This is a genomic window from Nonomuraea rubra (genome assembly GCF_014207985.1).
Taxonomy (GTDB): Bacteria; Actinomycetota; Actinomycetes; order Streptosporangiales; family Streptosporangiaceae; genus Nonomuraea; species Nonomuraea rubra.
In genome coordinates this window covers 5,095,299-5,120,791 of the sequence record NZ_JACHMI010000001.1, presented here as the reverse complement: position 1 = coordinate 5,120,791, position 25,493 = coordinate 5,095,299, and the positions used below count along the sequence as shown (strand labels likewise).

Below are 25,493 nucleotides of genomic sequence, written 5' to 3'. Positions count from 1 at the left end.
CTAAGCAGTTCCGAATCAGACCCGAACGCCCTGTCGGCACGCTGATCGCATGACGACTGTGGAAACCCGTCCCGGGGCGCGCGCGTGGCTGGGGCTCTCCGTGCTCAGCGTGGCCACGCTGCTGCTCGCCGTGGACAACACCGTACTGATGCTGGCACTCCCCCAGCTGGCCGCCGACCTGGGGCCCAGCGGGACCGAACTGTTGTGGATCACCGACGTGTACGGCTTCATGATCGCCGGATTCATGATCACCATGGGCTCGCTGGGCGACCGGATCGGGCGGCGCAGGCTCCTGGTGATCGGGGCGGCGGCGTTCGGAGCGGCGTCGGTCGTGGCCGCGTACTCCGCCACGACCACGATGCTGATCGCCGCCCGGGTGCTGCTGGGCGTGTCCGCCGCCGCGCTCGGGCCGTCGGCTCTGGCGCTGGTGGCCGGGCTGTTTCCGGACGCCAGGCGGCGGGCCATGGCCATCGGCGTGTTCACGGCGTGCTTCATGGGCGGGGCGGCGGCCGGGCCGGTGATCGGCGGGCTGCTGCTGGAGAGTTTCTGGTGGGGGTCGGTGTTCCTGATGGCGGTGCCGATCATGGTGCTGGTGGTGGCGGGCGGCCTGGTGCTGCTGCCGGAGTCCGCGAAGGGCACCGGCTCGGGGCGGCTCGACCTGGTCAGCGTGGGCCTGTCGCTGGGTACCGTGCTGCCGCTCGTGTACGGGCTGAAGGAGCTGGCCGAGGATCCCGGGCAGGTCGCCGCGTACGTGGCGCTCGGCGCCGGGCTGCTGTTCTGCGTGGCGTTCGTACGGCGGCAGGGCCGGCTGGCCGAGCCGCTGCTGGACCTGCGGCTGTTCGGCGACCGTTCGTTCACGGCGGCGCTGCTGATCCTGGCGGGCTCCATGGTGGTGCAGGGCGGCGTCTACCTGTTCATGAGCCAGCACCTGCAGCTCGTCGAGGGGCTCTCCCCGATGGCCGCCGGTCTGTGGATGGCGGTGCCGGCGGTGGGCCTGGTGGCCGGGTCCCTCGCCTCGCCGCTGCTCGCCGGGGTGTTCCGTCCCGGGGTGGTCGTGGGGGCGGGGCTCGTGGCGTCGGCGGCCGGGTTCGCCGTGGTCCTGGCGGGGGACGGGCTGGTGGCGCTGGTCGGAGGGGTCACGGTGGCGTTCCTCGGCATGGCGCCGGTGGGCGCTCTCGGGCTCGGGCTCATCGTCGGCGCGGCGCCGTCCGAGCGGGCCGGGTCGGCGTCGGCGATGGCGGAGAGCAGCGGCGAGCTGGGGATCGCCCTCGGCATCGCGCTGCTCGGCAGCGTCGGCGCCGCCGTGTACGGCGGCTCGGTCACCTCTCCGCAGGCGGGCGGCTCGCTGAGCGAGGCGCTCGACGCCGCCGCCGGCCTGCCGCCCGCCACGGCCGCGGCCCTGGTGGCGGAGGCGCGGGACGCGTTCGGCCAGGGCCTGCTCGCGGTCACGGCCGTCGGCACGGTCCTCGTGCTGGTGCTGGCCGTGCTCTCCCTGACGCTGCTGCGGCACCTGCGGCCCATCGGGGAACAGAGCCACGGCTGAGCGCGGTTATGTACGCTCGTACACATGACACGCGACGCCGACGGCCGCACGATGCGCGAGCGCATGCTCGCCGGAGACCTTTACATCGCCGACGACCCGGAGCTGGCCGAGCACATGTTGCGGGCCATGGACCTGATGGAGGCTTTCAACGCGTCCTCGGCCCGCGATCCGCAGCTGCGGCAGCGGCTGCTCACCGAGCTGCTGGGGGCGGTCGGCGAGGGCACGGTGATCCGGCCGCCGCTGTGGGTCGACTACGGCAGCCACCTCCGCATCGGCGCCCGGTCGTTCGCCAACTACGGGCTCGTCGCGCTGGACGTGGCGGCGATCACCATCGGCGACGACGTGCAGATCGGGTCGAACGTGCAGCTCATGACGCCGACGCATCCCGTCGACCCGGACCTGCGCCGGGCCAAGTGGGAGGCCGCCCGGCCGATCACCATCGGCGACAACGTGTGGCTGGGCAGCGGGGCGATCGTCCTGGCCGGGGTCACGATCGGGGAGAACACGGTGGTCGGGGCCGGCGCGGTGGTCACCCGCGACCTGCCGGCGAACGTCGTCGCGGTCGGCAACCCCGCCCGCGTGGTCCGCACCATCGGACCGGGCACGGGCACCGAGGCAGGCCCTGAGGCGGCGGGCGGCGCGTGAGCGGTCCCGCCCCGCCGCGCCGGGCGCGGCGGCACGATCCCGGGCGGCGGGACCGGCTGATCGACGCCGCGCTGGGCGTCATCGCCGAGCGCGGCGTCGCCGGCACGACCCACCGGGAGATCGCCCGGGCCGCCGACGTGCCGCTGGGCTCGATGACGTACCACTTCGCGTCGCTGGAGGAGGTGCTCGCCGAGGCGTTCACCCGGCACGCCGACGCGGTGGCCCGCGTCTTCGACGAGCGCCTGGGCGCCGCCCGCGACCGCGGCGAGGCGACGGAGGCCGTCATCGGGCTGGTGTCGGACTCCCTGCTCGGCTCGCAGCACGATCTCGTGCTCTCGGTGGAGCTGTACGTGGCGGCGGCGCGCAACCCCGCGTTACGGGCCGTCACCCAGGCGTGGATGGCACGCAGCCGCCGGGCGCTGGAGCGTCACTTCGACGCCACCACCGCCCGGGAGCTCGACGCGCTCATCAAGGGGCTGGTCCTGCACAGCGCCCTGTCGGCCGACCCCATGACACCCGCGCAGATCCGCCACGCCATCCTCCGCTACCTGCGCTGACGCGAGCACGGCACGACCGCGGGCGTCTGCCTGTGCTGACGGGAGCAGGGCACGACCACGGGCGTCCACCTGCGCCGGCGTGAGCAGGGCAGGGCCGCGGCGTCCTGTCAGGCGCCGGGGGTGAGGGCCTTGTTCGCGCGCCAGTCCGGCGCGAGCACGGACCAGACCTCCACGTCGAACCGCTCGCCCCGGTGCAGGTAGCTCTCGCGCAGCACGCCGTCCCTGGTCATGCCGAGCCGGCGGGCGACGGCGATGCTGGCCTGGTTGGCCGCCGCGACGAGCCACTCCACCCGGTGGATGCCGCGCTCCTCGACGGCCCAGTCGATGATCACGCGGGCCGCCCTGGTGACGAGCCCCTTGCCCGCCGCGGCGGGCTCCAGCCAGCAGCCCGCCTCGGCGGTGCCCATCTTGACGTCCATCGTCCGGAACAGCACCCCGCCGACCAGGGTGCCGTCCTTCCAGATGCCGTAGATGCGGGCCGTGTCGGCGGCGGCCTTGTCCGCGTACGCCTGTAGGAACGCCCGGCTCGACGCCTGGTCCACGACCACGTCGGGCAGCCCGATGAACCTGCCGATGAACTCCCGCCCGCGATCCATGTGGGCCAGGAACTCCTCGGCCCGCCACGGCTCCAGCGGGCGCAGCACCGCGCCGTCATCTCCCAGAGGGGTCGCGAACATCGAGCAGCTCCACGGTCACAGGATGGTCCTACGGGCGCCCGTTCTCATCCCCCGTAGAGGCGACACAACGTACCAAAAGCCGCACAACGCTGTCATCAACCATGATCGGCGAAGCGCTCAGGCCAGGACGGGGAAGTTGGCGCGCAGGACGCCGCGCGGGTCGCGGGCCCGCTTGAGGTCCCGCAGCCGGGCGAGGTCCCGCTCGGTGAAGGCCGCCGCCGCCCGCTCCCCCGGCCCCAGCATCGTGAACGGCTTGCGCCCGCTGACCAGCGCCCCCAGGTCGTCGGCGAACCGCTGCTGCCGGGCACCGACGGCCGCGGACAGCTCTGGATTGAGCGCCAGGCCGATCAGGTAGAGCAGGTACGGCTCGGTCATCGGCCCGCTCGGCCCCGCGCCGGGGCGGGCGGCGGCCAGCGCCCCGCCCACGTGCCTGACCTGCACCGCGAGCACCGGCTCCAGCGGCGTGTCCAGCAGCGCCTTGGCCGCCGTGTCGTCCAGGCCGGTGAGCAGCTCGGCGCGGGAGCGGCCGGGCGCCGGGTCGGTGGGCTCGTCGGTGATGCCGCCCAGGTTCGCCACGGGGAGCGGGCCGCGCTTGTCGGCGATCACGTCGCCGATCTTGTCGAGGCGGGCGAGCAGCGCGCGCCCGTCACCCTCCGCGCCGAGGAAGGCGGCGTCCACGGCCACCATGGGCGGCGCCTGCGGGAACTGGAACCTGTTGAACCACACGGACAGCTCGTCCGGGGCCTCGGCGGTGATCTCGCGGAAGGCCTCGAACACCTCGCGGGTGCGGTGCCCCGGCCAGATCATCCTGCCCCCGTACAGGGCGGGCGCCGGGTGCAGGTCGAACTCGATCGCGGTGACCAGCGCGAAGTCGCCACCGCCGCCGCGCAGTGCCCAGAACAGGTCCGGGTCGGAGCTCGCGGTCACCGTGGCCGGCTCGCCATCGGCCCCCACCACGTCGAACGAGCGCACGCTGTCGGCCGCGAAGCCGTACCTGCGGCCGAACCAGCTCAGGCCGCCGCCCAGCGTGTAACCGGTCACGCTCACGACGGGGCTGCTGCCCGCCAGCCCGGTCAGGCCGAGCGGCCCCGACTCGGCCAGTACCTCGCCCCACTTCACTCCGGCACCCACCCTGGCCACCCGCTCCTCGCGGCGCACCTCCACGCCGCCCAGCCGGCCGGTGCGCAGCAGGATGACGCCGTCGGTGTCGCCGGACGCGCCGTGGCCGCCGGGCTGGGCGGTCACCGTCAGGCCGGTCCTGGCCGCGTACCGGGCCACGGCCGCCACGTCGGCGGCGTCCGCGGCCTCGACGACGGCGGCCACGGGCTGGGGTACGGACAGGTTCCACGGCTTGGCCGCCTGCTCGAAGGCGTCGTCGCCGGGGAGCAGCACCCGGCCTCGTACCGCGGCGCGCAGATCCGTGTTCGTCATGTTCTCCTCGGTTCTCGTGTCAGTGTCGGTCCCGGGCGTCCCGGGGCACGGATATGACGGATGCCGCCGGGGAAGTGTGACGGGGTGCCGGAGATTTCCGGCCCGTTTTGCCGTCCTGACTGTCGATGCGGCATATTGCGCCGGATGGAACGCAACCTGATCAGTCACCACGCCCACGCTGACCACCCCATCGCCGCCCCCGTCAGCGAAGGTCACCTGGAGCGGCTGCTCACCCGGGCGAAGCTGCCGGCGCGGGCCCGCATCCTCGACCTGGGCTGCGGTGAGGCGGCGTGGCTGGTCAGGGCCCTGTCGCTGTATCCGGACGCGACGGCCGACGGGGTGGACCTCTCCGACACCGGGTTCGCCGGGGCCGCCGAGGAGGCCGGGCGCCGCGGGGTGTCCGACCGGCTGCGCCTGCACCACACCCCGGCCGCCGCGTTCACCGGCGGGGAGCCGTACGACCTGGTGTTGTGCGTCGGCGCGACGCACGCGTTCGGCGGGCTGATGCCGACCCTGGACGCCGTGCGCGGTCACCTGCGTCCCTCCTCCGGGCTCGCCCTGGTCGGTGAGGGCTTCTGGGAGCGGCCGCCCTCCCCCGAGCAGCTCGCCCGGTTCGGCGCCGAGCCCGGCGAGTACGCCGACCTGGCCGGGACGGTGGCGCGCGCGGAGAACGCCGGATTCGCCACCGTCTACGGTCACACCAGCACGCCCGACGAGTGGGACGAGTACGAGTGGTCCTGGACGGGCACGCTCACCCGCTGGGCCCTCGACCACCCGGGCCCGGACGGCGAGGCCGCGCTGGCCGCCGCCCGCGAGCACCGCGACCTGTGGCTCGGCGGTTACCGCGGCTTCCTCGGCTTCGTCACGCTGCTGCTGCGCCAGTCCTGACAGTCTTCGCCCCGGACCTGCTGTTCAGCACAGGAACGCGCTGACCAGCGGGCGCAGGTGTGTTACCAGGTGACGTGGAGGGCGGCCGGGCCGATGTCGGCGCCGTCGCGGGCCCAGACGATGTCATCGGCCGTGCCGAGCAGGCGCAGGCCGGGCAGCCGGCGGGCCAGGGCGGCGAGCGCGGCGCCCACCTCCAGCCGGGCGAGGGGCGCGCCGAGGCAGTAGTGCACGCCGTGCCCGAACACCAGGGACGGGCTGGAGTCCCGGCCCGCGACGAACGTGTCGGGGCCGGCGAAGTGCCGGGGGTCGCGGTGCGCCGCTTCGAGCCGGACCAGCACCAGGTCACCGGCGGCGATCGCGACGCCGGCCAGGTCGAGGCCGGTCTGGGCGAAGCGGGGGAAGGGCTCGCCGGTCAGCCCGGACTGCAGCCGCAGCACCTCTTCGACGACGGCGCCTGCCTGCTCGCCCGTGACGTCGGCCAGGCGGTCCTCGGTGAGCAGCCGGAGGGCGGCGGTGGCGATGGCGTTGCGGGCCGAGAGGTATCCGGCGGAGACGATGGTGGCGGCCATGGCGACCAGCTCGCCATCGCCGAGCCGCCCGTCGCAGGCGTCCCGCACGGTGATCAGCGAGCTGAGCAGGTCGTCACCCGGAGCCGCCCGGCGAGCCTCGACCAGCGTGGCGGCGTACGCCGTCAGTCCCTCCCACGCCTTGGCGGCCCTGGCCATCTCCTCCTCGTCCCCGAACACGAAGTCGGCCCCACCGGTGCCCGCCAGCTCCTGGACGTGCGCGCGGTCCCCGGCGTCCACGCCGAGCAGCTCCCCGATCACCGTGATCGACAGCGGCGCGGCCAGCCCGGCCACGAGGTCGGCGGGCGGGCCGGACCGGGCGAGCGCGGCGACGTGCTCGCCCGCCACCCGCTCGACGCGGGCGCGCATCCCCTCGACCGCGCGCGGCCCGAACGCCTTCGACACCAGCCGCCGCAGCCGGGCGTGCGCCTCGCCGTCCTGGAACAGGGTCTCGTTGCCCGGGTACGCGCTCCCGGGCGGCGCGAGGCCGAACCGGCGGTCGGACAGGACCGTGGCGACGGCGTCGTAGGAGGTCACGAGCCACGCTTCGCGGCCGTCGGGGGTTCGTACGCGGGCGACCGGGGTGGTGTCCCTGAGCCGGGCGTACTCGGGCGGGGGTGCGAGCGGGCCGGGCCGGTCGAACGGGAGGATCATGGGTTTCGCGCCTCTCGGAGTGGTTGCTCCCAGTGAAGACGCTGACGTCGCGTCAAGGTCAAACGCCGTTGGCGCGGGTCCCGGGCGTTGGATAGCGTGCGGTGATGAGTTTCCGGCTGGCGGCGTACGCCGTGTGCATCGACGACGGACGGGTGCTGCTCGCTCACCACGCGAACCCGGAGGGCGAGCTGAACTGGACGCTTCCGGGCGGGAAGGTCGAGCACGGGGAGGATCCGTTCGACGCGGTCATCCGGGAGCTCGCCGAGGAGACCGGCTGCGACGGGGTGGTCGAACGCCTGCTGGGCGTGGACTCGCGGGTGATCCCCGCAGGTGAGCGGATCAGGCCCGGCCTGCCCGAGCACCAGAACGTCGGCGTCTTCTACCAGGTCCGGATCACCGGCGGGCGGCTCCGGCCGGAGCCGGGCGGCGAGATCGTGGAGTCGGTCTGGACACCGGTCACCGGCGTGGCCGGCCTCCGCCGGTCGTCGCTGGTCGACGTGGGCCTCGCTCTGGCGCGGAGCCTGCCCCCGACCGGGCATGTGGCTACCGTCCCGGTCGGCGGGCTGATCCAGCACTGAGGTCCAGAGCCGAGAACGCGGACGCCCCGCTCAGTCCGCGCGCATTCTGAAGGCGCAGACGAGGGCACCCGCCGCGAGGACGGGCACCCCCGCCAGGATCGGCGCGGTCAAGCCCCACTCGGCCGCGAGGAGCCCACCGGCGAGTGCGCCCACAGGTGCCGCTCCCATCACCACGGTCATCGACGCGCTGCTGACCCGGCCGAGGAGTTCGGAAGGCGTCAGCCGTTGCCGCAGTGTGCGGGCCACGACCGCCCACACCCCGAACGCGCCGCTCGTGATGGCCAGCCCCGAGGCGGCGACGACGGCGGACGTGGTCACTCCGAGCATCAGCTGCCCCGCCGCGGCGAACGCGAGGCAACTGGTCAGTGCCGCCGTGGATCCGATCCAGCGGGTGATGCGTGCCGCGAAGTAGCCGCCGGCCAGGCCTCCGATCGCGCCCACACCCAGCAACACGCCGTAACCCCACCCGGGCAGGCCGAGCACCTGGGGGACGTACAGGACGAGGATCGCGAACCAGGCGCTGTCCATCAACGCGAACACGCCGCCGAGGACGAGCAGCAGGCGGAGCCGCCGATGACGTGCCAGCCATCGCAGCCCCGCGAGCGTGTCACGCCGGATCCGGCCCTTGCGGGCGGCGGAGCCGGCCTTCGGGGCGAACACGTTCGGGAGGCTGAAGATCAGGGCCGCCGCCACCGCCAGCGTGCCGCCGTTGACAGCGAACGGGAGCACCATCGCGATCCCGAACAGGTATCCGCCGATCGGCGGCCCCACCAGTTCGTTGCCCGCGACTTCGGCGTTGACCAGGCCGCCGTTGGCCCGGTCGAGGTCGGCGTCGCTGACCAGGGGCGGAAGGAGGGTGGCCGTCGCCGTGTCGCGCAGGGTCTCGCCGATGCCGCAGCAGAACGCCACCGCGTACACCAGGACGATTCCGGCGATGCCGAGGGACAGCGCGGCGACGAGGACGACCAGCAGCAGCACACGGACCACGTCGACGACGACCGTCAGCCGGCGCCGGTCGAAACGATCGACGACGGCGCCCGCGACCAGGCCGAAGATCAGCCAGGGGCTCTGGCCGGCGATGGCGACGCCGGCCACCGCGACCGGATCCGGTGTCATGGCGGCTGCCAGCAACGGTAAGGCCGCCATCCGGATGCCGTCGCCGAGATTGGACAGTGCGGTCGCCAGCCACAGCCGGTTGTACGCGGGTCCTAACGAGGTTGCGGCCACCGATCGCCCTCCGTCTCGTGATCTCTGTCAGGAGTTGCCTATCAGGCTGCCGGCGTGGAGGAAAAGTGGCTGCGTGATTCGGGGCCGGGGACGTACGCGGTCGGCGGCGAAAATCCTTTGCCGATGGGCCGGTCCGGCTGGGAGGATCCGGTGTCCGTGAGCGTGAGGTCCGAGGTACCGGACGGTCCCGTGACCGTTCCCGAGGCGATCGCCGCGCTGGCGCGGGGTGATGCCGTCACCCCGGTGTGGCGCAACCTGCTGGGCGGGCTGACGTTCCGCCTCGACGCTCCCGGCGGCGCCGTCAGGTACGCCAAGTGGGTCGCCGCGGGCACGCCGGAGATCGACCTGGGCGCGGAGGCCGAGCGGCTGGCGTGGGCGGGCCGGTGGGTGCCGGTGCCGCGGGTGCTCCAGCACGGGAAGGACGCCGGCGGGGAGTGGCTGGTGACGGCGGCCGTGCCCGGGGTGCCGGCGGTGGATCCGCGCTGGGTCGCCGATCCGGCCGTCGCGGCGGCCGCGATCGGCCGGGGGCTGCGCCTCCTGCACGACGCCCTGCCCGTGGCGCAGTGCCCGTTCGACTGGAGCGTGGCCCGGCGGCTGCGTCACGCCGACGAGCACATCGCCGCCAGCGCACACAGCGCCACTGGCGAGCGCAGCACCGTCGGCGGGCGCAGCACCGTCGGCGAGGGTCCGACCGACGGGGCGGCCGGGCGGCGGCGGGTCCGCCTGGCCGAGGTCCGGGCCCGGCTCGGGGAGCCGCCGCCGGTCGACCGGCTGGTCGTCTGTCATGGCGACGCGTGCGTGCCGAACACGCTGCTGCACGGCGACGGCACGTTCGCCGCGCACGTCGATCTCGGCTCGCTCGGGCTCGCCGACCGCTGGGCCGACCTGGCGGTGGCCGCGTGGAGCACGGAGTACAACTACGGGCCCGGTCATGACGGCCACCTGTACGAGGGGTACGGGATCGAGCCGGACGAGGAGCGGATCGCCTACTACCGGCTGCTGTGGGACGTCGCGTGACGCCGGTCAGGGGTCCGACGGGGTGATGTTGAAGTTGTCGCGGAAGACGTTGGCGGGGTCGTAGCGGCGCTTGAGCGCGCGCAGCCGCCGCAGCGTGGGCTCGGGGTAGGCCTCCTGGATGCGCTCGGGGCGCAGGTCGGTCTCGAAGTTGATGTACTGGCCGGAGAAGTGGTGCAGCATGGCGTCCCACTGCTCGTCGAGGGCGCGGCGGGCGGGGCCGAACGCCACGAGCGAGAAGTTGGCCGAGCGGCCCGCGTACGCGGTGGCGTCCGGGGGCACGTCGGAGGCGGCGCCGCCGGCGGCGCGGACCTGGAAGAAGTACGTGTGCCCGCTGGCGACGAGCCGCGCGGCCGCGGCGGCGAGCTCCGGGGTGAGGTGGTCGGCGAGGCCCGCCCTGGTCACCGGCTCGCCCTGGGCGTCGTGGGGTCCGTGCGGCACGTGCATGATCGCCTCGTACGGCAGCACCTGGATCGAGTGGTCCAGCAGCGGCGCCGTGGCCGCGATCGGCTGCAGCCGGTTGATGATCGTCTCGGCGTCGCCGGAGTGCACGACCGCCATGATCTGGGCCACGATCGGCTGCCCGGGCCTGGCCCGGCCGATGATGAGCGAGCTCGTGAGGTCGCGCGGGGCGGCCTCCATCGCGGCGCCCCAGCGCTGGAGGAAGCCCGCCGTGTCGGTGGCGTCCACCACGAGCTGGGCGAACCCCACCTCGCCGCCCTCGTGCGCCTCGAACTCGAAGGCCGTGACGATGCCGAAGTTCGCCCCGGCCCCGCGTACGGCCCAGAACAGCTCGGCGTTCTCCTCGGCGTCCGCGCGCACCAGGCTGCCGTCGGCCAGCACCAGGTCCACGGCGCGGAGGCGGTCGATGGTCAGGCCCTGCTCGCGTACGAACCAGCCGATGCCGCCCGCGGTGGCCAGCCCTCCGACGCCCACGCCGCCGTAGTCGCCGGACGTGAGCGCCCAGCCGTGCGGGGAGAGCGCGGCGGCTACGTCGCTCCAGCGCGCGCCCGGCTGCACGCGGACGCGGCGGGTGGCCTTGTCGAGCACCTCGACCCCGTTGAGCCGGGACACGTCGATGACGATGCCGCCGTTGCTGGTCGAACGGCCGCTGATGCCGTGCCCGCCGCTGCGGATGGACAGCTTCACGGGTTGGGTGCGGGCGTAGCGGACGGCCTGGCCGACCTCGTCCGGCGTGCCGGGGCGCAGGACCAGGCCGGGCGATCCGCCGCGCAGGTACGTCGAGCGGACGCGGGCGAAGGCGGCGTCTCCCGGTTCGACGGCCGAGCCGGTGAGGGCGGCGGGGATGGCGTCGTAGTCGATGCCCTCGCGGCGGTGGCGGCGTACGAACAGGCTGGCGGGGGTGCGGCCGGTGACCTCTCCCCTGGCGGCGCGCAGCGCGGGGGCCACCTCGGTGGCGAAGCGGCGCAGGGTTTCCTCGTCGTCGGTGGCGAGGAGGAGGGTGCTGAGGCCGTCGTTCCTGATCAGGGGGAGCAGGTCGGCCACCCATTGCTCGGGCGGGCCGGTCAGCGGGCCTTCGGCGGTGGCGGTGAAGCGGCCGGTGAGGTAGGTCAGGCGGTGCAGCTCGCGCGGGTCCCGCCCCGCCGCCGTGGCCGCCTCGTCGATCACGGCGCCGCCCGCCGCCAGGTCGCCGCCGGAGGGGGCGATGGCGGGGGCGGGGGCGGGGGCGGGGGCGGGGGCGGTGAGCAGCCGGGCGTCGGCCTCGGCGGAGGCGGTGTGCAGCCAGCCGTCGGCCTTGGCGGCGGCCAGGCGCAGGGCGTCCGGGTGGGTGCCGGCGGCGAGCCAGAGCGGGATGTTGTGCGCCGGTGCGGGGCCGCGTTCCGCGCCCGCGACGCGGTGGTGGCGTCCGTCGAAGTGCAGGGGCGAGCGTACGTGCGCGGCCCAGATGCCGCGGATGACGTCGATCGCCTCGCCCAGCGCTTCATACGCCGCGACCGGCTCGGCCAGCGCCTCGTACGCCGCGACCGGCTCGGCCCGCCCGGCCGAGGCCGCGCTCGCGAGGGCCGCGTCCGGGACCGGCTCGATGGAGCCCACGGAGGTGAAGGGGGCGCCCAGGGCCAGCTCGACGCGGCCGTCCGAGAGCAGGTCGAGGGCGGCGGCGGCGCGGGCCACGACGGCGGGGTTGGCGAACGGCCCGGCCGGGCCCGCCAGGAGGCGGATGCGGCTGGTGCGGGCGGCGGCCCAGCTCAGCAGCGTCCAGCCGTCGAGCCCGCCGGGCGTGTCCACGAAGGACACCACGTCGTAGCCGAGCTCCTCGCTCAGCCGCGCCCGCTCCACCGCGGCCTCCGGCCGGGCGCCGTCGGACGTGAGCAGCACCCCGAACCGCAGCGGGTGACCGTGGTCCACGGTCATCGCCCCGCTTCCCGGCCGGCGCGCTCCCTGGCCACGAGCTCCCGCACCCCGGGCGCGACCTGCTCGCCGAACGTCCGGATGCTGGCCGCGTCGTCGGCCATGAGGATGTATCCGGAGAAGCCGTACTCCAGCGTCAGCACCGCGAGCTGCTCGGCCCACTGCTCGGGCGGCCCGGACAGGAACCGCTCGCCCGGCGCGCCGAAGCGCCCGGCGATGTTGAGCAGGCGGCGGACGTCGGCGGGCTCGCGTCCGGCCTCGCTGGCGGCGGCGTCGATGGTGGCGTTGGCCTCGGCGATCTGGTCCAGGCTCGGGATGTACGACAGCGAGGGCAGCCAGCCGTCGGCCTTGGCGCCGGTCAGGCGGAGCATCTTCGGCTTGTACGCGCCCAGCCAGATTCCGATGTCGTGCGCCGGGGCGGGCCCGCGCTTGGCCCCGTCGACCTGGTAGTACGTCCCGTCCACGCGGAAGCGTGCCCGGTTGCCCGCGTCCCAGACGCCGCGGATGACGTCGATGGCCTCGCTGAGCGCGTCCACGGCCTGGCCGGGGCTGAGCCGCCGGCCGCCCATGGCCTCGATGGCGTCCCAGAAGCCGCCTGCCCCGAGCCCCAGCTCGAACCGGCCGCCGCTGAGCAGGTCGAGGCTGGCCGCGGCCCTGGCGAGCACGGCGGGCGGGCGGAGCGGGAGGTTGATCACGTTGCCCGACAGGTGGATGCGCTCCGTCTGGGCGGCGACGTACGACAGCAGCGTCCAGGTGTCGAGGAAGGCCGGCTGGTAGGGGTGGTCCTGGAAGGTCACCAGGTCGAGCCCGGCGGCCTCGGACTCCTGGGCCAGCGCGACGACCTCTTTGGGTGAGGCGTTCGCCGGCGTGATGAAGGACCCGAACTTCAGGTCGTGCCCGTAGTCAGGCATGGTCTGTTCCTCCTCCGCCCGAGCAAGGCAGATGTGTTGTGCAGCAGACTATCTCTGCGGCAGACGAGTTGCACAACAGCAAATTGCGCATGGGCATTCCGCGCGTATGCAAGGAATGGAGGCGACGGCTCAGCGGCCGTCCGAGAGCAGCTCCTCGGCCACGTCACAGGGGTCGGAGACCGGGTCGATGTCGTGCACGTCACAGGCCACCCGCCACAGGAGCTTTCTGAACGTGTCGCGCTCGGCCGCGTCGAGCGCGCCCAGCAGGCCGTCCTCGGCGTCGCGCACGCGCCGCTCCAGCTCGTGGAACGCGCGCTCGCCCTCGGCGGTCGCCACGATCCTGCGCTGCCGCCGGTCGGCCGGGTTGAGCCGGCGCTCCACCAGGCCCGCCGCGACCAGGTCGTCGAGCAGGTACGTCAGCACGGTGCGGTCGATGCCCAGGTGGGCGGCCAGGGCGAGCTGCGTCGGATGCTCGCCGCCCACGACGGCGGCCAGCGTCTGGTAGCCGCGCGGGCCGTGGGGCAGGTCGCCGATCACGGTGACGACCGTGCTCTGGTAGGCGCGCAGCAGCACGCCGAGCGTCCAGCCGAGGTTGTCGCCGCCGGAGGCGTCTCCTGGCCGCTCGCTGCTCATAGGCGCATCATATCCAGGCGGTGCGGGTCATAACGGGGTGGAGCGGCTGACCTGCCTCAGGAGGGCGAGGCCGTCGAACTCGTCGGCCAGGACCGTCGGCATGAACGCGAACCTGGCGGTCAGCCGCACGGCCATCCCGCCGAAGGAGCGCAGGTGGTTGGTCTCCGCCAGCCAGGCCGCCACCGGCTCGGGGCGGTCGCCGCCGCGCAGGTCCACCAGGTAGTCGCCGGGGCGGGCCGCGGCCAGGCGCGCGGCCACGTGCCGCGCCGTGTCGACCGGCGGGACGCGGAAGACGGCTGGCGGCCTGCCCCGTACCAGCCTGCCGAAGCGCCGCCGGTGGGCGCGGAACTCGCCGTGGCCGAACAGCGCGCCGAGCGCGTAGTACGCCTGGCCGAACTCCCTGGCCAGGTGCATCCCCATCGCGGGGACGGCGCCGCCGCTGTGGGAGCGCTTCATGACATGGCCGTTGTGCGCCCACACGGCGACCTTCTCCTCGGGATCGGCCAGGAGCAGGGCGACGTTCTCGGCCATGTAGCGGTCGCGGGCGATGCCGAGGGTCTGCAGCGGGTCGGCGTGGGTGAACGGCCTGCTCGCCACGTCGGCGTACTGCCGCAGGATCCGCGCGTGCTCGCCGGCTTCGGCGGGGCCGTGCTCGGCCACGTACTCCTCCAGGCGGCGCGCGTCCGCCTCGACCTGCCGGTCCAGCGGCTGCCACGGCTGCCGGAGGCCCGTACGGTCGAGGACGCCGAGCGGGTCGAGCAGGGGCGCGGCGGCCTCGCCCAGGCAGGCGCGCAGGGCCTTCAGCGCCGCCCCCGGATACTGGGGGTCGATCCCGACGAACCGGACGGGCCGCGCGGCGGTGCGGTTGTGCTCGCGCAGCCGTTCGAGCACCGTCAGCATCTCGGCGGTGTTCAGCGTCCAGAAGCCCAGGCCCGCCAGCGCCTCGCGGGGATCGCCGGGGCCGCCGGCGGTGTACGCGTCCACGGCTCGCGCGGCGGCGGCGCTGGCCTCGATCGCGAAGGTCGTGAAGCCGAGCTCCTTGACGAGGAATTCCGTCAGCCGCCATCTGAGCAGGAAGAACTCCGCGCTGCCGTGCGTGGCCTCGCCCAGCCCCACCAGGCGGACGCCCCGCAGCGTGTCCCGCAGCGGGGCCAGCTCCGTCAGGGCGGAGCCGGATTCGAGGCTCCCGATCGGTACGGCCCGGCCGGCCAGCCAGCCTGTCACGTCGTCCGGCATGTTCTCCCTCGGGTCGGGGGCCGTGGCGAGCACTCCCGGCGGCTCAGGTCTCGGCCGGCAGCCGCAACGCGATGACGGCGATGTCGTCCAGTCCCGTGGTGGGCAGCCCGCTGAGCAGATTGTCGCAGAAGGCGTCGATCGGCTCGCCCGCAAGCGAGCCCGCCAGCGTCCGCAGCCGCTCCAGCCCCAGGTCCAGGTGCTCCCCGGACCGCTCGACGAGACCGTCCGTGTACATCAGTAACGTGCTGCGCGGCGGCAGCGGCAGCACCTCCGACACGCACGGCCGCTCGTGGCGGAAGCCCAGCAGGGGGCTGACGGCGCCGTTCAGGAAGTAGCTCCCCCCGTCGGCGGTGACCAGGAGCGGCGGCGGGTGGCCCGCCACGGCGAAGTGCACCTGGTGGCCGCCGTCGACCTTCTCCACGCGGGCGAGCGCGCACGTCGCCGTCACGTCGCCCGACAGTGACTCCATCGCGAGGTTGAGCCGGGTGAGGATCTCTCCCGGGGGTTCGCAGCGGTCCATGGCCAGGGCGCGCAGCATGTTGCGCAGCTGGCTCATGGTGACCGCGGCGCCCAGGTCGTGCCCGGCCACGTCGCCGATGGCCACGACGGTGACCCCGTCGGGCAGGACGAAGGAGTCGTACCAGTCGCCACCGACCTCCGCGGCCGACGGGCTCGCCCGGTAGCGGGCCGTGATCTCCAGGTCGGGCAGGGTCGGCGGCTCGGCGAGCAGGCTGTGCTGCAACGCCAGGGCCACCTGCTGCGCGCGCTGGAAGCGGATGGCGTTGCTCAGGGCGTCGTGCGCGTGGTCGAAGATCTCGGCCAGCAGCTCGATGTCGTCCCAGCCGATCGGCGGGCGGTCGCCGCAGGTCACGGCGCTGACCACGGCCGGGACCGCGCCGTCCACCACGACCGGGAGCGTCAGCAGGCTGTTGGCGTCGTTGGCCACCAGCCACGCCTGGAACTCCGCGGGCGCGAGATTGCCCGGCGGCGACCCGCTCGGGAAGATCTTCAGCAGCGGGCGCCGCTGCTGGACGGCCCTGACCAGGGCGTTGTCGGCGGGCAGATGCTCCTCGCTGTACGGCGGCAGCCGCCGCAGGCCCGTGCGGGCGGCGGTGGCCAGGCGCTCGACCACGAACGGCACCCCGACCTGCCTGATCGAGGTGAGGTCGGTGACGAGGTGCACGCCGCAGCCGTCGGCCAGCTCCGGCACGATCACGTCGGCCAGCGCGCCGAGCATGTCCGGCAGGCTCGTGAGGTCGGCCGTGGCCGCGGTGGCACGGTCGAGCACCTGCTGGCGCCGCCGGTCACGGACCTGCTGCTCGATGTCGGTGCAGGTGCCCACCCACTCCACGATCCGGCCGTTGTCGCGGATCGGCACGGCCTGCGCCCGGAAGTGCCGGTAACAGCCGTCGGCGGTGCGCAGCCGGTAGACCCGCTCCCAGATGTCCGCTCCGCCGTGGACGGCCTGCCACCACGCCCGCATCGTCGGCTCACGATCGTCCGGATGCAGCATCTCCTGCCAGCCCTGCCCGCGGAACTCCTCCCACGGCTGGCCCGTCACCCGCTGCCAGCTCGGGCTCGGCTCGATGACCTCGCCCTCGGCGCCGGTCACCCAGATGATCTCCGCGCTGACGCGCATCAGGCTCTCGTACCGCCGCAGGATGCGGCTGCGCTCGTCGGCGATCGCCCGCAGCTCCTGCGTGGCGTTGATCTGCTCGGTGACCTCCGTCGTCACCACCAGCACGCCGTGCACGTCCGGCGCCAGGGAGACCCTTGACAGGCTGGAGGTGAAGTACCGCTCCTCCCCCTGCTCGTGATCGGCCATGCTGGACGGGGCCGCGGTGAGCACGACGGGCTCGCCCGTCTCGTACACCTGGTCGAACAGCCGGCCGTAACGTTTCTGTGTGAATTCGGCAAACGCCTTCTCCAGCGGGATCCCTCTGGGTCTCTCGCCGAACTGTGACCGGTACATGGCATTGGTGTAGAGCAACCGGTGCTCGGGGCCGCTGGTGACGGCCACCCCCACCGGCGCCGGATCGAGCACTTCGAACGCCAGGCCGCAGCGCGAGCCGTCCCTGGCCATGGTGACCTCCCCCCGATGGTCACACCTCTCGCCTCTGATACCCCTCAGCGGCGAGTGGGAACGCCATCGGCCCTGGAAGCCCCTGTGGACGAGCCCGCGGCGGGACCCGTGGGGTGGCCTCGCCGCGGAGCCGCGATCACGGGCAGGCGAGCCGGACGGGGCCGGCCGCCATCGCCTGGTTGCCCGTGGCGTTGCCGCGGCCGGTGTCGGTGATCTCCACGATCACCAGGCCGCTGGTGACGACCAGGGGAACCGGAGCCGGAACCCACTGGCCCCGCCGCACGCTCTGGTCGAGGGTGAACTCGCCGACCGTGCGGGCCTCCTCGTCGAAGCCGTCGCTCACCGTGTACCAGACGCGCTGGCCGGCCAGCTGCGACCTCGGCACGTAGACCGTCAGCGTGCAGTGGTGCGCGCCGCGCAGGCCCGTGGTGAAGCGCCACTGGAAGGAGTTGCGCGGATTCGCCTCTCCTCGCGGCTTCAGCTCCGAGAACAGGAAGCTGTCGCCGCAGCCGGCGCCGGTCCAGCCGGACGCGGCCGCGTCCTTCCAGCCGTCCCGGCCCGGCATGCCGTCGATGCGCACGCTGCGCGTGGTGTCGCGCGGGCAGCTCGGCCCCGCGACGGCGGCGAAGGCCGGTCGTCCGTTCCCGGCCGGCTTCTCGCCGTCGCCCTTGGCCTGCTTCTTGCCGTCGTCCGTGGTCGAGATGGCGCGGAACAGCAGGTCGTCCCGCAGCGCCCCGGCCGTGGCCAGCCCGGTCACGCCGACCGCGACGAGGAGCGCCGACAGCTTGACGATGCCGGTGTTCAGCCGTGCCCGCCGCGGGCGGCGAGCGGGCGACGGGCGCGCGGGCGCCTCGCCGTCATGGGCCTGGTTGTCCAGGTCCTCTCTCAGCGCGTTCCACGTCCTGGCCCACTCGTCCTGGTCGCCGCCGCACGCCCCCACGTACGCCTTCGTGACCGCCAGACTCGGCAGCCGGTCCCCCGACGCGGCCGCAGACAGCGCCGACGACGAATATCCGGCCTTACGCTCCATGGCCCGGTAGCTCGGGTTGCCCGCCGCCATCCGCAGGTCGCGTAATCCCTGCGCGAACTCCTGGAGCGGGCCGGGCGGGACAGGCCGTTCCCGCCTGCCTCGGGTGGTGGTGTCCTGATGGATCATCGTGCCCCCTGACGAGATGAAGCTGTCGGCCCCTATTCGTGGCTGCGCGCGCGGCGGACTGATCCTTTGCGTTCCGGAATTGACACTGACCAGACGGCTCCCGTCCGAAATCCACACGCGCGCGGGGCGGCCCCCGGTTCGGGGCCACCCCGCGCGGACGATCCGGAGCTTCCGGCTATCGCCGCCTGACCTTGCCGAGAACGTCCACGACCGGCTCGTTGCAGGTGTTGACGTACCGGACGATCACGGTGTACTTGACGCCTCTCTTCAGGAAGTCCGTGGAGTACCTGACGCGGTCCTCCAGCACCGTGTTCTTGGCGACGCGCGGCTGCGGACGCAGGACCTCAGTGTCCTTCCTCGACAGGAACACGAAGTTGACCGTGCTGAACTTCTTCAGCCTGTTGCCGGACGGGGCCAGGAACGAGTTCCGGCCGAGAACGAGCGTGCGGCCCAGGTTGTCGCCGCCGATGAAGTTCGTCGGCGCGAAGCGGCCCTTGCGGACCGTCGTGCCGAACAGGCGGACGTTGCCGGGGACGCGGCAGAACTGCCGCTGCAGCTCCGGCCGGAAGTACCGCTCCGGCTCCCGGAACGAGCCGAAGCCCCTGCGCTGGGTGCCCGGCTGCCGCTTGACGATCCAGTCCACCAGGTTGATCCCGGCCTCGCGCAGCACCTTCTCGACCGTCTCCGGCACGCGCTTGCCGGCGCTGGTCGTGCTGGGGAGCTGCTGGGTCAGGCCGTCGGACGAGACGGTGCCCTCCCCGGTCGGAAGCTGCGGCAGCGTGGTGTTGGGCCGGGTGGAGGTGTTGCCGTTGTTCTTGTCGCGGTTGAGCAGCTTGTCGAGTGCCTCCTGGCCGAGCTGCTTGCCCAGGTCCTTGCCGAGGTCCTTCAGGAAGTCGCCGAACCCGCCGGAGCTGGAGCCGGTGCTCCCGCTGCCGGGCTGGGGCTGCGTGAGCCCGAAGTCGAACGAGCTGCTGCCGGACGAGCCGCCAAAGCCGAACGGGTCGTCCACCTGCGCGTGCGCCGGTCCGGCGATGAGGCCGCTCCCGGCCAGCACACCGCCGGCCGCCAGGCCGGCCACCGCAAGACGAAGCTTCGAAGGTGCTCTCACCTTGTTTCCCCTCTCATGGTGACGCGATCGGCGGGGGTGCGGTTCCGTTTCGGGAGCCGACCGGGTGCCGAAGCGCGTCGGAATGTTTCCAGCGACTTCCTGATTACGGGGCCCGGCGATGACCATCCAGGTGAGGACGTTGTCCAGCGCCGCAAACCGATGTCCACACGGGGGGTGCGCCGTCGGTGCTGGTCGGCCGGGGCGGGCCGGGCCATGGCCGTTCCGGGTGCGCGCCCCGGGTGCGCCTGTCCACACGGCCACCACCGGCTGACCGGGACGCCTGCCTCCTTCGGGAGGTCGTGTGGGTGGGGGGCTGGGGGGCTGGGCGAGCGAGGCGGGCTGGCGGGCGGGGAGGCTGGCGGGCTGGTCGGTGCTTGGACGTGCCGCTCCGGCGAGGGCGGGCACGCTCGTGGGGTCCGCAGCGGTGCGGGAGGCGAGCAAGCAGGGGGCCGCATGCCCGTGCGGGCCCTGGGAGCGCGTGCCCATGCGGGTCCTGGGAGCGCATGCCCGTGCGGCCGTGCCGGCACCAGGGGGAGACGGCAGGCAAAAGGGTCGCGCCCGGGTTTCGGGAGAAACCCGGGCACGACCCCGGTGGGACTTCAGCGGTGAGGGCTCAGCACTTGTTGCGCAACATCGCGGCATCCTGCTCGAACCGGATCTTGTTCCCCGCCTGCCCCCGCTTGGCGGCGATCCGGCCGAAGGTCTCCAGCCGCTTGGCGGCCGGCTCGTAGTTGGCGCTGGTCAGCGACTGCTTCTTGGCCAGCGCCGCCTGGGTGCCCAGGTTGACCTCGTCGGCGATGTCGTTGATGTTGCCCGGCCGCATGAACGCCACGTCGATCAACGCCGCCTGCACGGACCGGGGCAGCTTGTCGAAGCTCTCGATGCCGCGCCGCGTGACCAGTTCCCTGGCCTCCTCGTACGAGACCTCGAACAGCGCGTTCACCTGCTCCTCCGTCAGCTCGGTCACTCCGGCCTTGAGGTCGTCGAACGCCTTGCCGGACTTGATGTCGTCCTGCTCGGACGGCGGGGTGGTCTCGCTCAGGACGCGGTTGACGATGGTCCGCGCGTCGCCGCGGCTCATGTTGAAGCCGATCCCGATGGTGACGATGTTGCGGTTCTTGCCCTTCTTGGTCTTCTCACCGGCGTTGTACGCCTTCGTCCGCACACCCTCACGCTTGATCAGCATCTGCTTGACGCTGCCCTTGTAGATCGTGGTGAACGGGCAGCGGGCCTGCTCCTCGGTCAGGGCGGCGGTGGCCTCCTCGTCTCCGGTCGCCGTCTCCTCGGCGCCCTCCTCGATCTCGTCGGTGCCGACGCCGGTGTCGGTGCCCTCGGTGTCGTCCGTCTTCTCGGTGCCGTCGGTCTCCTCGGCGCCTTCCGGCTCCGTGGTGTCGCCGGTGTCGGTCTCGTCCGTCACCTCGGTGCCGTCCGCCTGCTCGACGTCGGACTCGGTGCCGGTCTCGGTGCCGGCGTCAGTACTGGTGTCGTCGCCGGACTCGGTGGTGGTCTCGTCCTCGCTCGTCTCCGTGGACGAGTCGTCGGACTCCGCGGCGTCATCGGGCTCGTCCGCGACGCTGATCTCCTCCGAGTCGGCGTCCTGCGCCGAGTCGGCGTCCTTGGCGGTGGTGGCCGCGAGCGAGTTCTGCGCCGCCGCCTCCTCCACCATGGTCACGTCCGGGTCGTCGGTCTCGAGCTGCGCCGTGGCAACCCCTATGGTGAGCCCCGTTCCGCCGAGCGCCAGCACGCCGGCCAGGGCGGCGTACGTGATGCGTCGCGTTGAGCGAATATGCATTGAGTGCCTCCGTGAGGGACTTGGTCCGTCGGACCTTCCTGAAGGCCTTGCTATGGCTCCGCACGTTGACCAGCTAGGGGGTTTTGTCCGAGATCGTCCAGTGGTCGCCCCCGGGCCGCCGCCACATGGCCAGAGGACGGCAACGGAGATCGTCCAGCCTGGGCACGACGTGCGTGGACATCACTGCTCAAGCCGGACGACCTACCGTCCCCGGCACCTGCCGCCGCGCGGGAAACGGCCACTTCGTGCCGGCCTTGCGCTGCCGCTGGATGTGCTCGCCCGCCGGGGCGCTCGACGGGAACGCGAAGTCGTAGCGGCCGAGGTCCATCGACGTGGCGATCTGGCGGGAGCCGGCCGTCTCGACCTCGACCTTCAGGCCCCAGGGCCCGCACCACCTGCGGATCCTCGAAGAACGCCTTCTTCTCCGAGCCGATCACGCCCCGGACTGGGATCGGTGGCGGGGTGGGAGTCTCGTCGTGGTCGAGGTTCACGACCACCACGGCGGCGACCACGACGACCGCCACCGCCGCTCCGACCGGGAGCAGGACCGCGGGTGCGGTCGCTTGGGCCGATGCGGTGGTGGCCGCAGCGGGCCGGGTGACCTCGGCGGGTGCGGTGGTCCGGGTCGGTTCGATGGGCTCGGCGGAGTCGGTGTCCGCGAAACAACCGTGTCAGACACTCAAGGGAAGCCGCAGGAAATGACGGCACCACCACCTTCCAGAAACTGATCGTTCATAATTTCGGGCTTTTCGTTTCGCTGAAATACACGTTCGTTCATCGTTCAGTCGTGCAGGTGGACGAGCCTGGCGCTGTCCGCCCAGAGCGTCCGCGCCAGCTCGTCGCTGCGTGCCCGCTCCGACGGATCAGGCCAGGTGAGGCGGGCACGGCGCAGAGCGGCGTAGACGTGACCGTCCGGCGGGGTCGCGAGCGCGAGTGCCAGGTCGGCGAGTGCGTTCCCGGCGGCGGCGCGGCTGTTGAGATGAGGGTTGAGCAGGCCCAGCGGGCGCCGCAGCATCGGCGAGCCCAGCACCGACCAGGCCATCCGCAGCGGGAACGGCAGGTCCTTGGCCAGCCCCGTCCCGAACACCTGCCCGGGATCGTAGGCGACCCCGGTGAGCCGCCTGTCCCGGATCGCCGCCAGCGAGCGGGCGGTGAGCACGGCACACAGCTTGGCGGCGGTGTACGCGTGCTCGCCCGCCTCGCGCGGCCGGGGGTCCAGGCCGGGATCGCGATCGGGATGCGCGAGCAGCTCCGCGTCGGCGTGACGCGGTGGCGCCAGGCTCGCGCCGGTGGCGGGATCGTGAGTGCCGCTCGTGGTCAGCACGACGATCGCCTTGTCGGCCAGAACGGGGAGCAGCAGGCGGGCCAGCAGGTAGGGCGCGAGGTGGTTGACGGCGAACGTCGTCTCGAACCCGTCGGCGGTGCGGCCGGTCACGTCGGGCCGGATCATCCCGGCGTTGAGCAGCAGCGCATCGACGGGGGCACCGCCGAGCCGCTCGCGCACCGCGGCCGCGAAGGCACGCACCGAGGCCAGCTCGGCGAGCTCCAGCGGAAGCAGCTCACCACCAACGGCGGTGCGGCCGGACACGAGCGGCATGCCAGCACCGGCGACGGTGCGGCCGGGCGGGAGGGGATCGCCGTCCGCGGTGGACGGGTGGCGGGCGCCCAGGATCAGGCGGACGCCCTTCGACCGGGCCAGCCGCTCGGCGGTGATCGCTCCGAAGCCCGAGGTGCCGCCGGTCATCACGATCGTGGGCACGTCGATCTCCCCGGCATCAGGGGGCGGGCGTGACCAGGCGGCGCAGGGTCTCGCCGATATCGGTCGGGCAGGTGAGCCGACGGTCGCCGGCGGGCTGGAGCAGGCCGCGGTCCACGGCGGCGTACATGTCGGCGAGCTCCCGCGCGAGCTGCGGCGGGAGGCCCGCCTCGACCATGGTGTCCACCCACTGCGACTGCGGGATGGTGACCACCTGGAGCGGCCTGCCGAGCACGGCCGCGAGCGATTCGGCCACCTGCCGTTCGGTGTAGGCGGGGGCGTCCAGGTCGATGACCTCGCCGGCGGAGGGCGGCGAGAGGAGGGCCTCGGCGGCCACCCTGCCGACGTCGCGCGTGGCGATCATCGGGAGGGGCGTGTCGGCGGAGTCGCCGAAGACGGGGTAGACGCCGGCCCCGCGTGCGGCGTCGAGCACGGCCTCGGCCTTCTCCTGGAAGTGGCCCGAGCGGACGGCGGTCAGCAGCACGCCCGTCTCGCGCAGCAGGTTCTCGAGGTGGTGCAGCCAGCGGACGGGGCCGGTGCCCTCGGCCAGCTCGGCGCCGAGCGAGGACAGCATCACCACGTGCGGGACCCCGCTGTCCCTGACGGCGCCGGCGATCGAGGCCGCCAGCGCGCGGTGCCCGGTGTCGTCCGCCGCCGGATCGGTGGGGAGCATCACGAACGCCCCGCGGCAGCCGCGGAACGCCTCCGCCAGCGCCGCCCTGTCGCCCAGGTCGGCGGCGAACACCTCCGCCCCCGCCTCGCTCCACGGCCCGCCCTTGGCCGGGTCGCGGACCACGGCCCGCACCGGTTCGCCCTTGGCCAGCAGCGCCCTGGCCGCCGCGCCGCCGACGTGGCCCGTCACTCCGGTGATCGCGTACATGAGTTCTCTCCTGCCGGTCGTCGTTGTGCCTGTCGAGTTCCAGTGAAGGCACCGGCGGCTGGACGATCCATATCTCTGGCGCTCGGTTCCATTTCTCGGCGTCTAGGCTGTGAGGGTGGACCCGCTAGCCGACCTGCTCGACGGCGTTCGTGCCCGCAGTGCGGAGTTCTGCCGGGCGATCCTCGAGCCGCCGTGGTCGATGCGCATCGCCGACGGGGCCATGCTCGCGCTGGCGACCGCGCTGCGCGGGCAGGCCTGGATCGTGCCCGACGGGGGCGAGCCGGTGCCGATGCGCACCGGGGACGTGGCCATCATCAAGGGGCCGGAGCCGTACACGATCTCGGACGACCCGGCGACCGAGCCGGACATCATCGTGCACGCCGGCAACCGCCTGACCACCCTGGACGGCGTGGACGTCACCGACGAGCTGCGGCTCGGCCCGAACACGAGCGGCCAGTCGCCCGACGGGTCGGCGATCGTGGCCAGCGGCACCTACCAGGTCAGCGGCGACGTGACAGGGCGGCTGCTGAGCGCGCTGCCGCAGATCCTCGTCGTGCCGCGGCCGAGCACGCAGGCCCCGATCATGGAGCTGCTGGCCCAGGAACTCAGCGGTGAGGGGCCCGGCCAGCAGGTGTTCCTCGACCGGCTGCTGGACCTGGCGCTGATCGCGACGCTGCGGGCCTGGTTCGCCCGCCCGGAGGCGCGGGCGCCCGGCTGGTACCGGGCGCAGAGCGACCCGCTGATCGGCCCGGCGTTGCGGCTGATCCACGACGACCCGGCCCGCCCGTGGACGGTGGGCGGGCTGGCCGCGAAGGTGGGGGCCTCGCGGGCGGCGTTCGCGCGGCGCTTCGCCACGCTCGTGGGTGAGCCGCCCATGGCCTACCTCACCGGCTGGCGGATCGCGCTGGCCGCCGATCTCCTGCGCTCCTCTGAGACCACGATCGACGCGATCGCCCGGCACGTCGGGTACGCCAACGCGTTCGCGCTGAGCGTGGCGTTCAAGCGCGTCCGCGGCGTGTCACCGAGCCACCACCGCGCGGGCGTGTGAGCCGGCCCTCGGTGACCGGTGAATGAGCCGGCCCGCGGTGACCGCCGGATGGGCCTGCCTACGGTGACCGGCGGGTGAGGGTGAACCAGTTCAGGTACCAGCCCGCCTCCCCCGGCGGCTCGGCGAGCCCGCGGAACTCGTCGGGCAGGTACCCGTCGGCCCTGGCCAGGCCGGTGCCGCCGCTGTCGGTCCAGCGGCGGCCGCCCTGCCCCTCGACCTCGGCGAGCAGCCCGGCCGTGTTCAGGTTGCCCTCCACGTAGCCCTGGACGCCGTGGGCCGCGTTGTAGGCGGAGTCGTTGAGCTGCTGCAGCAGGCTGTCCCCGAGCACGGCGACCCGCGGCAGGCCCGGCTGCCCGTGGGCGCTGGCGTACGGCGACAGGTAGACCTGCAACCGCCGCCGGGGGCGACCGGCCGCGGTGACAGGCAGGTGGCGACCGGCCGGTCGCCGACGCCGGAGGTGCCGCCGAGCGTGCCGGTGACGTGCTGGAACGGCACGGCCGGCGGGGTGCTCGGCGGCCACTGGTCCGGCAGGTTGTCCCAGCGCAGCTCCCACCGCAGCCCGCCGGCGCCGGACGTGCCCGAGTCGTCGGACCTGGTGAGGCCGGTCACCCTGGCGAGCGGGCCGCATCGGCCTGCCTTCCGGTCGTGTCAGCACCCGATATGACCCGATGGAGGCGGCCAACGGTCGCCCGATGCACGGGGAAGTCGATCGAAAGGCCCGCCGGGCGGGCCGGAGTACG

Annotated in this window: 23 protein-coding genes; 8 read left to right on the top strand and 15 right to left on the bottom strand. The window is 73.4% G+C overall.

The window, feature by feature from the left end; translation table 11 throughout:
• Positions 1-49: 49 nt before the first annotated feature.
• Genes HD593_RS23310 through HD593_RS23300 form a run of 3 tightly spaced genes read left to right on the top strand, consistent with a single transcriptional unit; the run spans position 50 to position 2,745 of the window.
• Complete coding sequence (locus tag HD593_RS23310; RefSeq protein WP_185104242.1) at positions 50-1,543, top strand: MFS transporter; 1,494 nt, start codon at positions 50-52, stop codon at positions 1,541-1,543.
• A 24-nt stretch (positions 1,544-1,567) separates the two neighbouring features.
• Positions 1,568-2,188: a sugar O-acetyltransferase gene (locus tag HD593_RS23305; RefSeq protein WP_246546693.1), complete on the top strand. Its 621-nt coding sequence runs from the start codon at positions 1,568-1,570 to the stop codon at positions 2,186-2,188.
• The gene (locus tag HD593_RS23300) at positions 2,185-2,745 is read left to right on the top strand and encodes a TetR/AcrR family transcriptional regulator (RefSeq protein ID WP_185104241.1); all 561 of its coding nucleotides are present in this window, start codon (positions 2,185-2,187) and stop codon (positions 2,743-2,745) included. The genes HD593_RS23305 and HD593_RS23300 overlap by 4 nt, the downstream gene beginning before the upstream one ends.
• A 107-nt stretch (positions 2,746-2,852) precedes the next feature.
• On the opposite strand, the gene HD593_RS23295 is transcribed toward HD593_RS23300, so the two are convergent.
• Together HD593_RS23295 and HD593_RS23290 are read right to left on the bottom strand one after the other, a co-directional pair.
• On the bottom strand, positions 2,853-3,422 hold the full coding sequence (locus tag HD593_RS23295) for a GNAT family N-acetyltransferase (RefSeq protein ID WP_185104240.1): 570 nt from the start codon (positions 3,420-3,422) through the stop codon (positions 2,853-2,855).
• A gap of 117 nt (positions 3,423-3,539) precedes the next feature.
• On the bottom strand, positions 3,540-4,853 hold the full coding sequence (locus HD593_RS23290) for an FAD-binding oxidoreductase (RefSeq protein WP_185104239.1): 1,314 nt from the start codon (positions 4,851-4,853) through the stop codon (positions 3,540-3,542).
• 144 nt (positions 4,854-4,997) lie between these two features.
• On the opposite strand from HD593_RS23290, the gene HD593_RS23285 reads away from it, so the two are divergent.
• Positions 4,998-5,741 carry an SAM-dependent methyltransferase gene (locus tag HD593_RS23285; RefSeq protein WP_185104238.1) on the top strand — a complete coding sequence of 248 codons (744 nt, stop codon included), beginning with the start codon at positions 4,998-5,000 and terminating at the stop codon, positions 5,739-5,741.
• Positions 5,742-5,803: 62 nt separating this feature from the next.
• On the opposite strand, the gene HD593_RS23280 is transcribed toward HD593_RS23285, so the two are convergent.
• Complete coding sequence (locus tag HD593_RS23280) at positions 5,804-6,961, bottom strand: cytochrome P450 (RefSeq protein WP_185104237.1); 1,158 nt, start codon at positions 6,959-6,961, stop codon at positions 5,804-5,806.
• 104 nt (positions 6,962-7,065) lie between these two features.
• On the opposite strand from HD593_RS23280, the gene HD593_RS23275 reads away from it, so the two are divergent.
• Complete coding sequence (locus tag HD593_RS23275) at positions 7,066-7,539, top strand: NUDIX hydrolase (RefSeq protein WP_185104236.1); 474 nt, start codon at positions 7,066-7,068, stop codon at positions 7,537-7,539.
• Positions 7,540-7,569: 30 nt separating this feature from the next.
• On the opposite strand, the gene HD593_RS23270 is transcribed toward HD593_RS23275, so the two are convergent.
• A complete protein-coding gene (locus HD593_RS23270) occupies positions 7,570-8,766 on the bottom strand; it encodes an MFS transporter (protein WP_185104235.1) in 1,197 nt (398 codons plus the stop codon).
• A gap of 189 nt (positions 8,767-8,955) precedes the next feature.
• On the opposite strand from HD593_RS23270, the gene HD593_RS23265 reads away from it, so the two are divergent.
• The gene (locus HD593_RS23265; RefSeq protein WP_312903642.1) at positions 8,956-9,783 is read left to right on the top strand and encodes an aminoglycoside 3'-phosphotransferase; all 828 of its coding nucleotides are present in this window, start codon (positions 8,956-8,958) and stop codon (positions 9,781-9,783) included.
• Positions 9,784-9,789: 6 nt separating this feature from the next.
• Here the strand turns inward: HD593_RS23265 and HD593_RS23260 are convergent, their stop codons facing one another.
• The 10 genes from HD593_RS23260 to HD593_RS23215 form a co-directional block, all read right to left on the bottom strand.
• Positions 9,790-12,153: an LLM class flavin-dependent oxidoreductase gene (locus HD593_RS23260; protein WP_185104234.1), complete on the bottom strand. Its 2,364-nt coding sequence runs from the start codon at positions 12,151-12,153 to the stop codon at positions 9,790-9,792.
• Entirely contained in the window at positions 12,150-13,061 is a 912-nt protein-coding gene (locus tag HD593_RS23255; protein WP_185104233.1) for an LLM class flavin-dependent oxidoreductase, read from the bottom strand. The genes HD593_RS23260 and HD593_RS23255 overlap by 4 nt, the downstream gene beginning before the upstream one ends.
• A gap of 129 nt (positions 13,062-13,190) precedes the next feature.
• The gene (locus HD593_RS23250) at positions 13,191-13,694 is read right to left on the bottom strand and encodes a MarR family winged helix-turn-helix transcriptional regulator (protein ID WP_185104232.1); all 504 of its coding nucleotides are present in this window, start codon (positions 13,692-13,694) and stop codon (positions 13,191-13,193) included.
• Positions 13,695-13,721: 27 nt separating this feature from the next.
• Positions 13,722-14,930, bottom strand: a complete 1,209-nt coding sequence (locus tag HD593_RS23245) for an erythromycin esterase family protein (protein WP_221524909.1) — start codon at positions 14,928-14,930, stop codon at positions 13,722-13,724.
• A gap of 43 nt (positions 14,931-14,973) precedes the next feature.
• A complete protein-coding gene (locus HD593_RS23240) occupies positions 14,974-17,013 on the bottom strand; it encodes a SpoIIE family protein phosphatase (protein WP_185104231.1) in 2,040 nt (679 codons plus the stop codon).
• 136 nt (positions 17,014-17,149) lie between these two features.
• Entirely contained in the window at positions 17,150-18,169 is a 1,020-nt protein-coding gene (locus HD593_RS23235) for a helix-turn-helix domain-containing protein (protein WP_185104230.1), read from the bottom strand.
• A 175-nt stretch (positions 18,170-18,344) separates the two neighbouring features.
• Positions 18,345-19,277: a hypothetical protein gene (locus HD593_RS23230; protein WP_185104229.1), complete on the bottom strand. Its 933-nt coding sequence runs from the start codon at positions 19,275-19,277 to the stop codon at positions 18,345-18,347.
• 613 nt (positions 19,278-19,890) lie between these two features.
• Complete coding sequence (locus HD593_RS23225; protein ID WP_185104228.1) at positions 19,891-21,069, bottom strand: lysozyme family protein; 1,179 nt, start codon at positions 21,067-21,069, stop codon at positions 19,891-19,893.
• 781 nt (positions 21,070-21,850) lie between these two features.
• Positions 21,851-22,828 carry a Rossmann-fold NAD(P)-binding domain-containing protein gene (locus HD593_RS23220; protein WP_221524908.1) on the bottom strand — a complete coding sequence of 326 codons (978 nt, stop codon included), beginning with the start codon at positions 22,826-22,828 and terminating at the stop codon, positions 21,851-21,853.
• A gap of 16 nt (positions 22,829-22,844) precedes the next feature.
• Entirely contained in the window at positions 22,845-23,705 is an 861-nt protein-coding gene (locus HD593_RS23215; protein WP_185104227.1) for an NmrA family NAD(P)-binding protein, read from the bottom strand.
• 115 nt (positions 23,706-23,820) lie between these two features.
• On the opposite strand from HD593_RS23215, the gene HD593_RS23210 reads away from it, so the two are divergent.
• Positions 23,821-24,753 carry an AraC family transcriptional regulator gene (locus HD593_RS23210; RefSeq protein ID WP_185104226.1) on the top strand — a complete coding sequence of 311 codons (933 nt, stop codon included), beginning with the start codon at positions 23,821-23,823 and terminating at the stop codon, positions 24,751-24,753.
• Between the two features lie 58 nt (positions 24,754-24,811).
• On the opposite strand, the gene HD593_RS23205 is transcribed toward HD593_RS23210, so the two are convergent.
• Entirely contained in the window at positions 24,812-25,144 is a 333-nt protein-coding gene (locus tag HD593_RS23205; RefSeq protein WP_185104225.1) for a hypothetical protein, read from the bottom strand.
• 36 nt (positions 25,145-25,180) lie between these two features.
• Between HD593_RS23205 and HD593_RS23200 the strand changes: the two genes are divergently transcribed.
• A complete protein-coding gene (locus tag HD593_RS23200) occupies positions 25,181-25,417 on the top strand; it encodes a hypothetical protein (protein WP_185104224.1) in 237 nt (78 codons plus the stop codon).
• Positions 25,418-25,493: the final 76 nt, after the last annotated feature.

Excerpts from the sequence above, each read along its gene's own strand:
- HD593_RS23310 (WP_185104242.1), top strand. The coding sequence starts at position 50 with ATGACGACTGTGGAAACCCGTCCCGGGGCGCGCGCGTGGCTGGGGCTC.
- HD593_RS23305 (WP_246546693.1), top strand. The coding sequence starts at position 1,568 with ATGACACGCGACGCCGACGGCCGCACGATGCGCGAGCGCATGCTCGCC.
- HD593_RS23295 (WP_185104240.1), bottom strand. The coding sequence starts at position 3,422 with ATGTTCGCGACCCCTCTGGGAGATGACGGCGCGGTGCTGCGCCCGCTG.
- HD593_RS23290 (WP_185104239.1), bottom strand. The coding sequence starts at position 4,853 with ATGACGAACACGGATCTGCGCGCCGCGGTACGAGGCCGGGTGCTGCTC.
- HD593_RS23285 (WP_185104238.1), top strand. The coding sequence starts at position 4,998 with ATGGAACGCAACCTGATCAGTCACCACGCCCACGCTGACCACCCCATC.
- HD593_RS23280 (WP_185104237.1), bottom strand. The coding sequence starts at position 6,961 with ATGATCCTCCCGTTCGACCGGCCCGGCCCGCTCGCACCCCCGCCCGAG.
- HD593_RS23275 (WP_185104236.1), top strand. The coding sequence starts at position 7,066 with ATGAGTTTCCGGCTGGCGGCGTACGCCGTGTGCATCGACGACGGACGG.
- HD593_RS23260 (WP_185104234.1), bottom strand. The coding sequence starts at position 12,153 with ATGACCGTGGACCACGGTCACCCGCTGCGGTTCGGGGTGCTGCTCACG.
- HD593_RS23255 (WP_185104233.1), bottom strand. The coding sequence starts at position 13,061 with ATGCCTGACTACGGGCACGACCTGAAGTTCGGGTCCTTCATCACGCCG.
- HD593_RS23250 (WP_185104232.1), bottom strand. The coding sequence starts at position 13,694 with ATGAGCAGCGAGCGGCCAGGAGACGCCTCCGGCGGCGACAACCTCGGC.
- HD593_RS23245 (WP_221524909.1), bottom strand. The coding sequence starts at position 14,930 with ATGCCGGACGACGTGACAGGCTGGCTGGCCGGCCGGGCCGTACCGATC.
- HD593_RS23240 (WP_185104231.1), bottom strand. The coding sequence starts at position 17,013 with ATGGCCAGGGACGGCTCGCGCTGCGGCCTGGCGTTCGAAGTGCTCGAT.
- HD593_RS23235 (WP_185104230.1), bottom strand. The coding sequence starts at position 18,169 with ATGATCCATCAGGACACCACCACCCGAGGCAGGCGGGAACGGCCTGTC.
- HD593_RS23225 (WP_185104228.1), bottom strand. The coding sequence starts at position 21,069 with ATGCATATTCGCTCAACGCGACGCATCACGTACGCCGCCCTGGCCGGC.
- HD593_RS23215 (WP_185104227.1), bottom strand. The coding sequence starts at position 23,705 with ATGTACGCGATCACCGGAGTGACGGGCCACGTCGGCGGCGCGGCGGCC.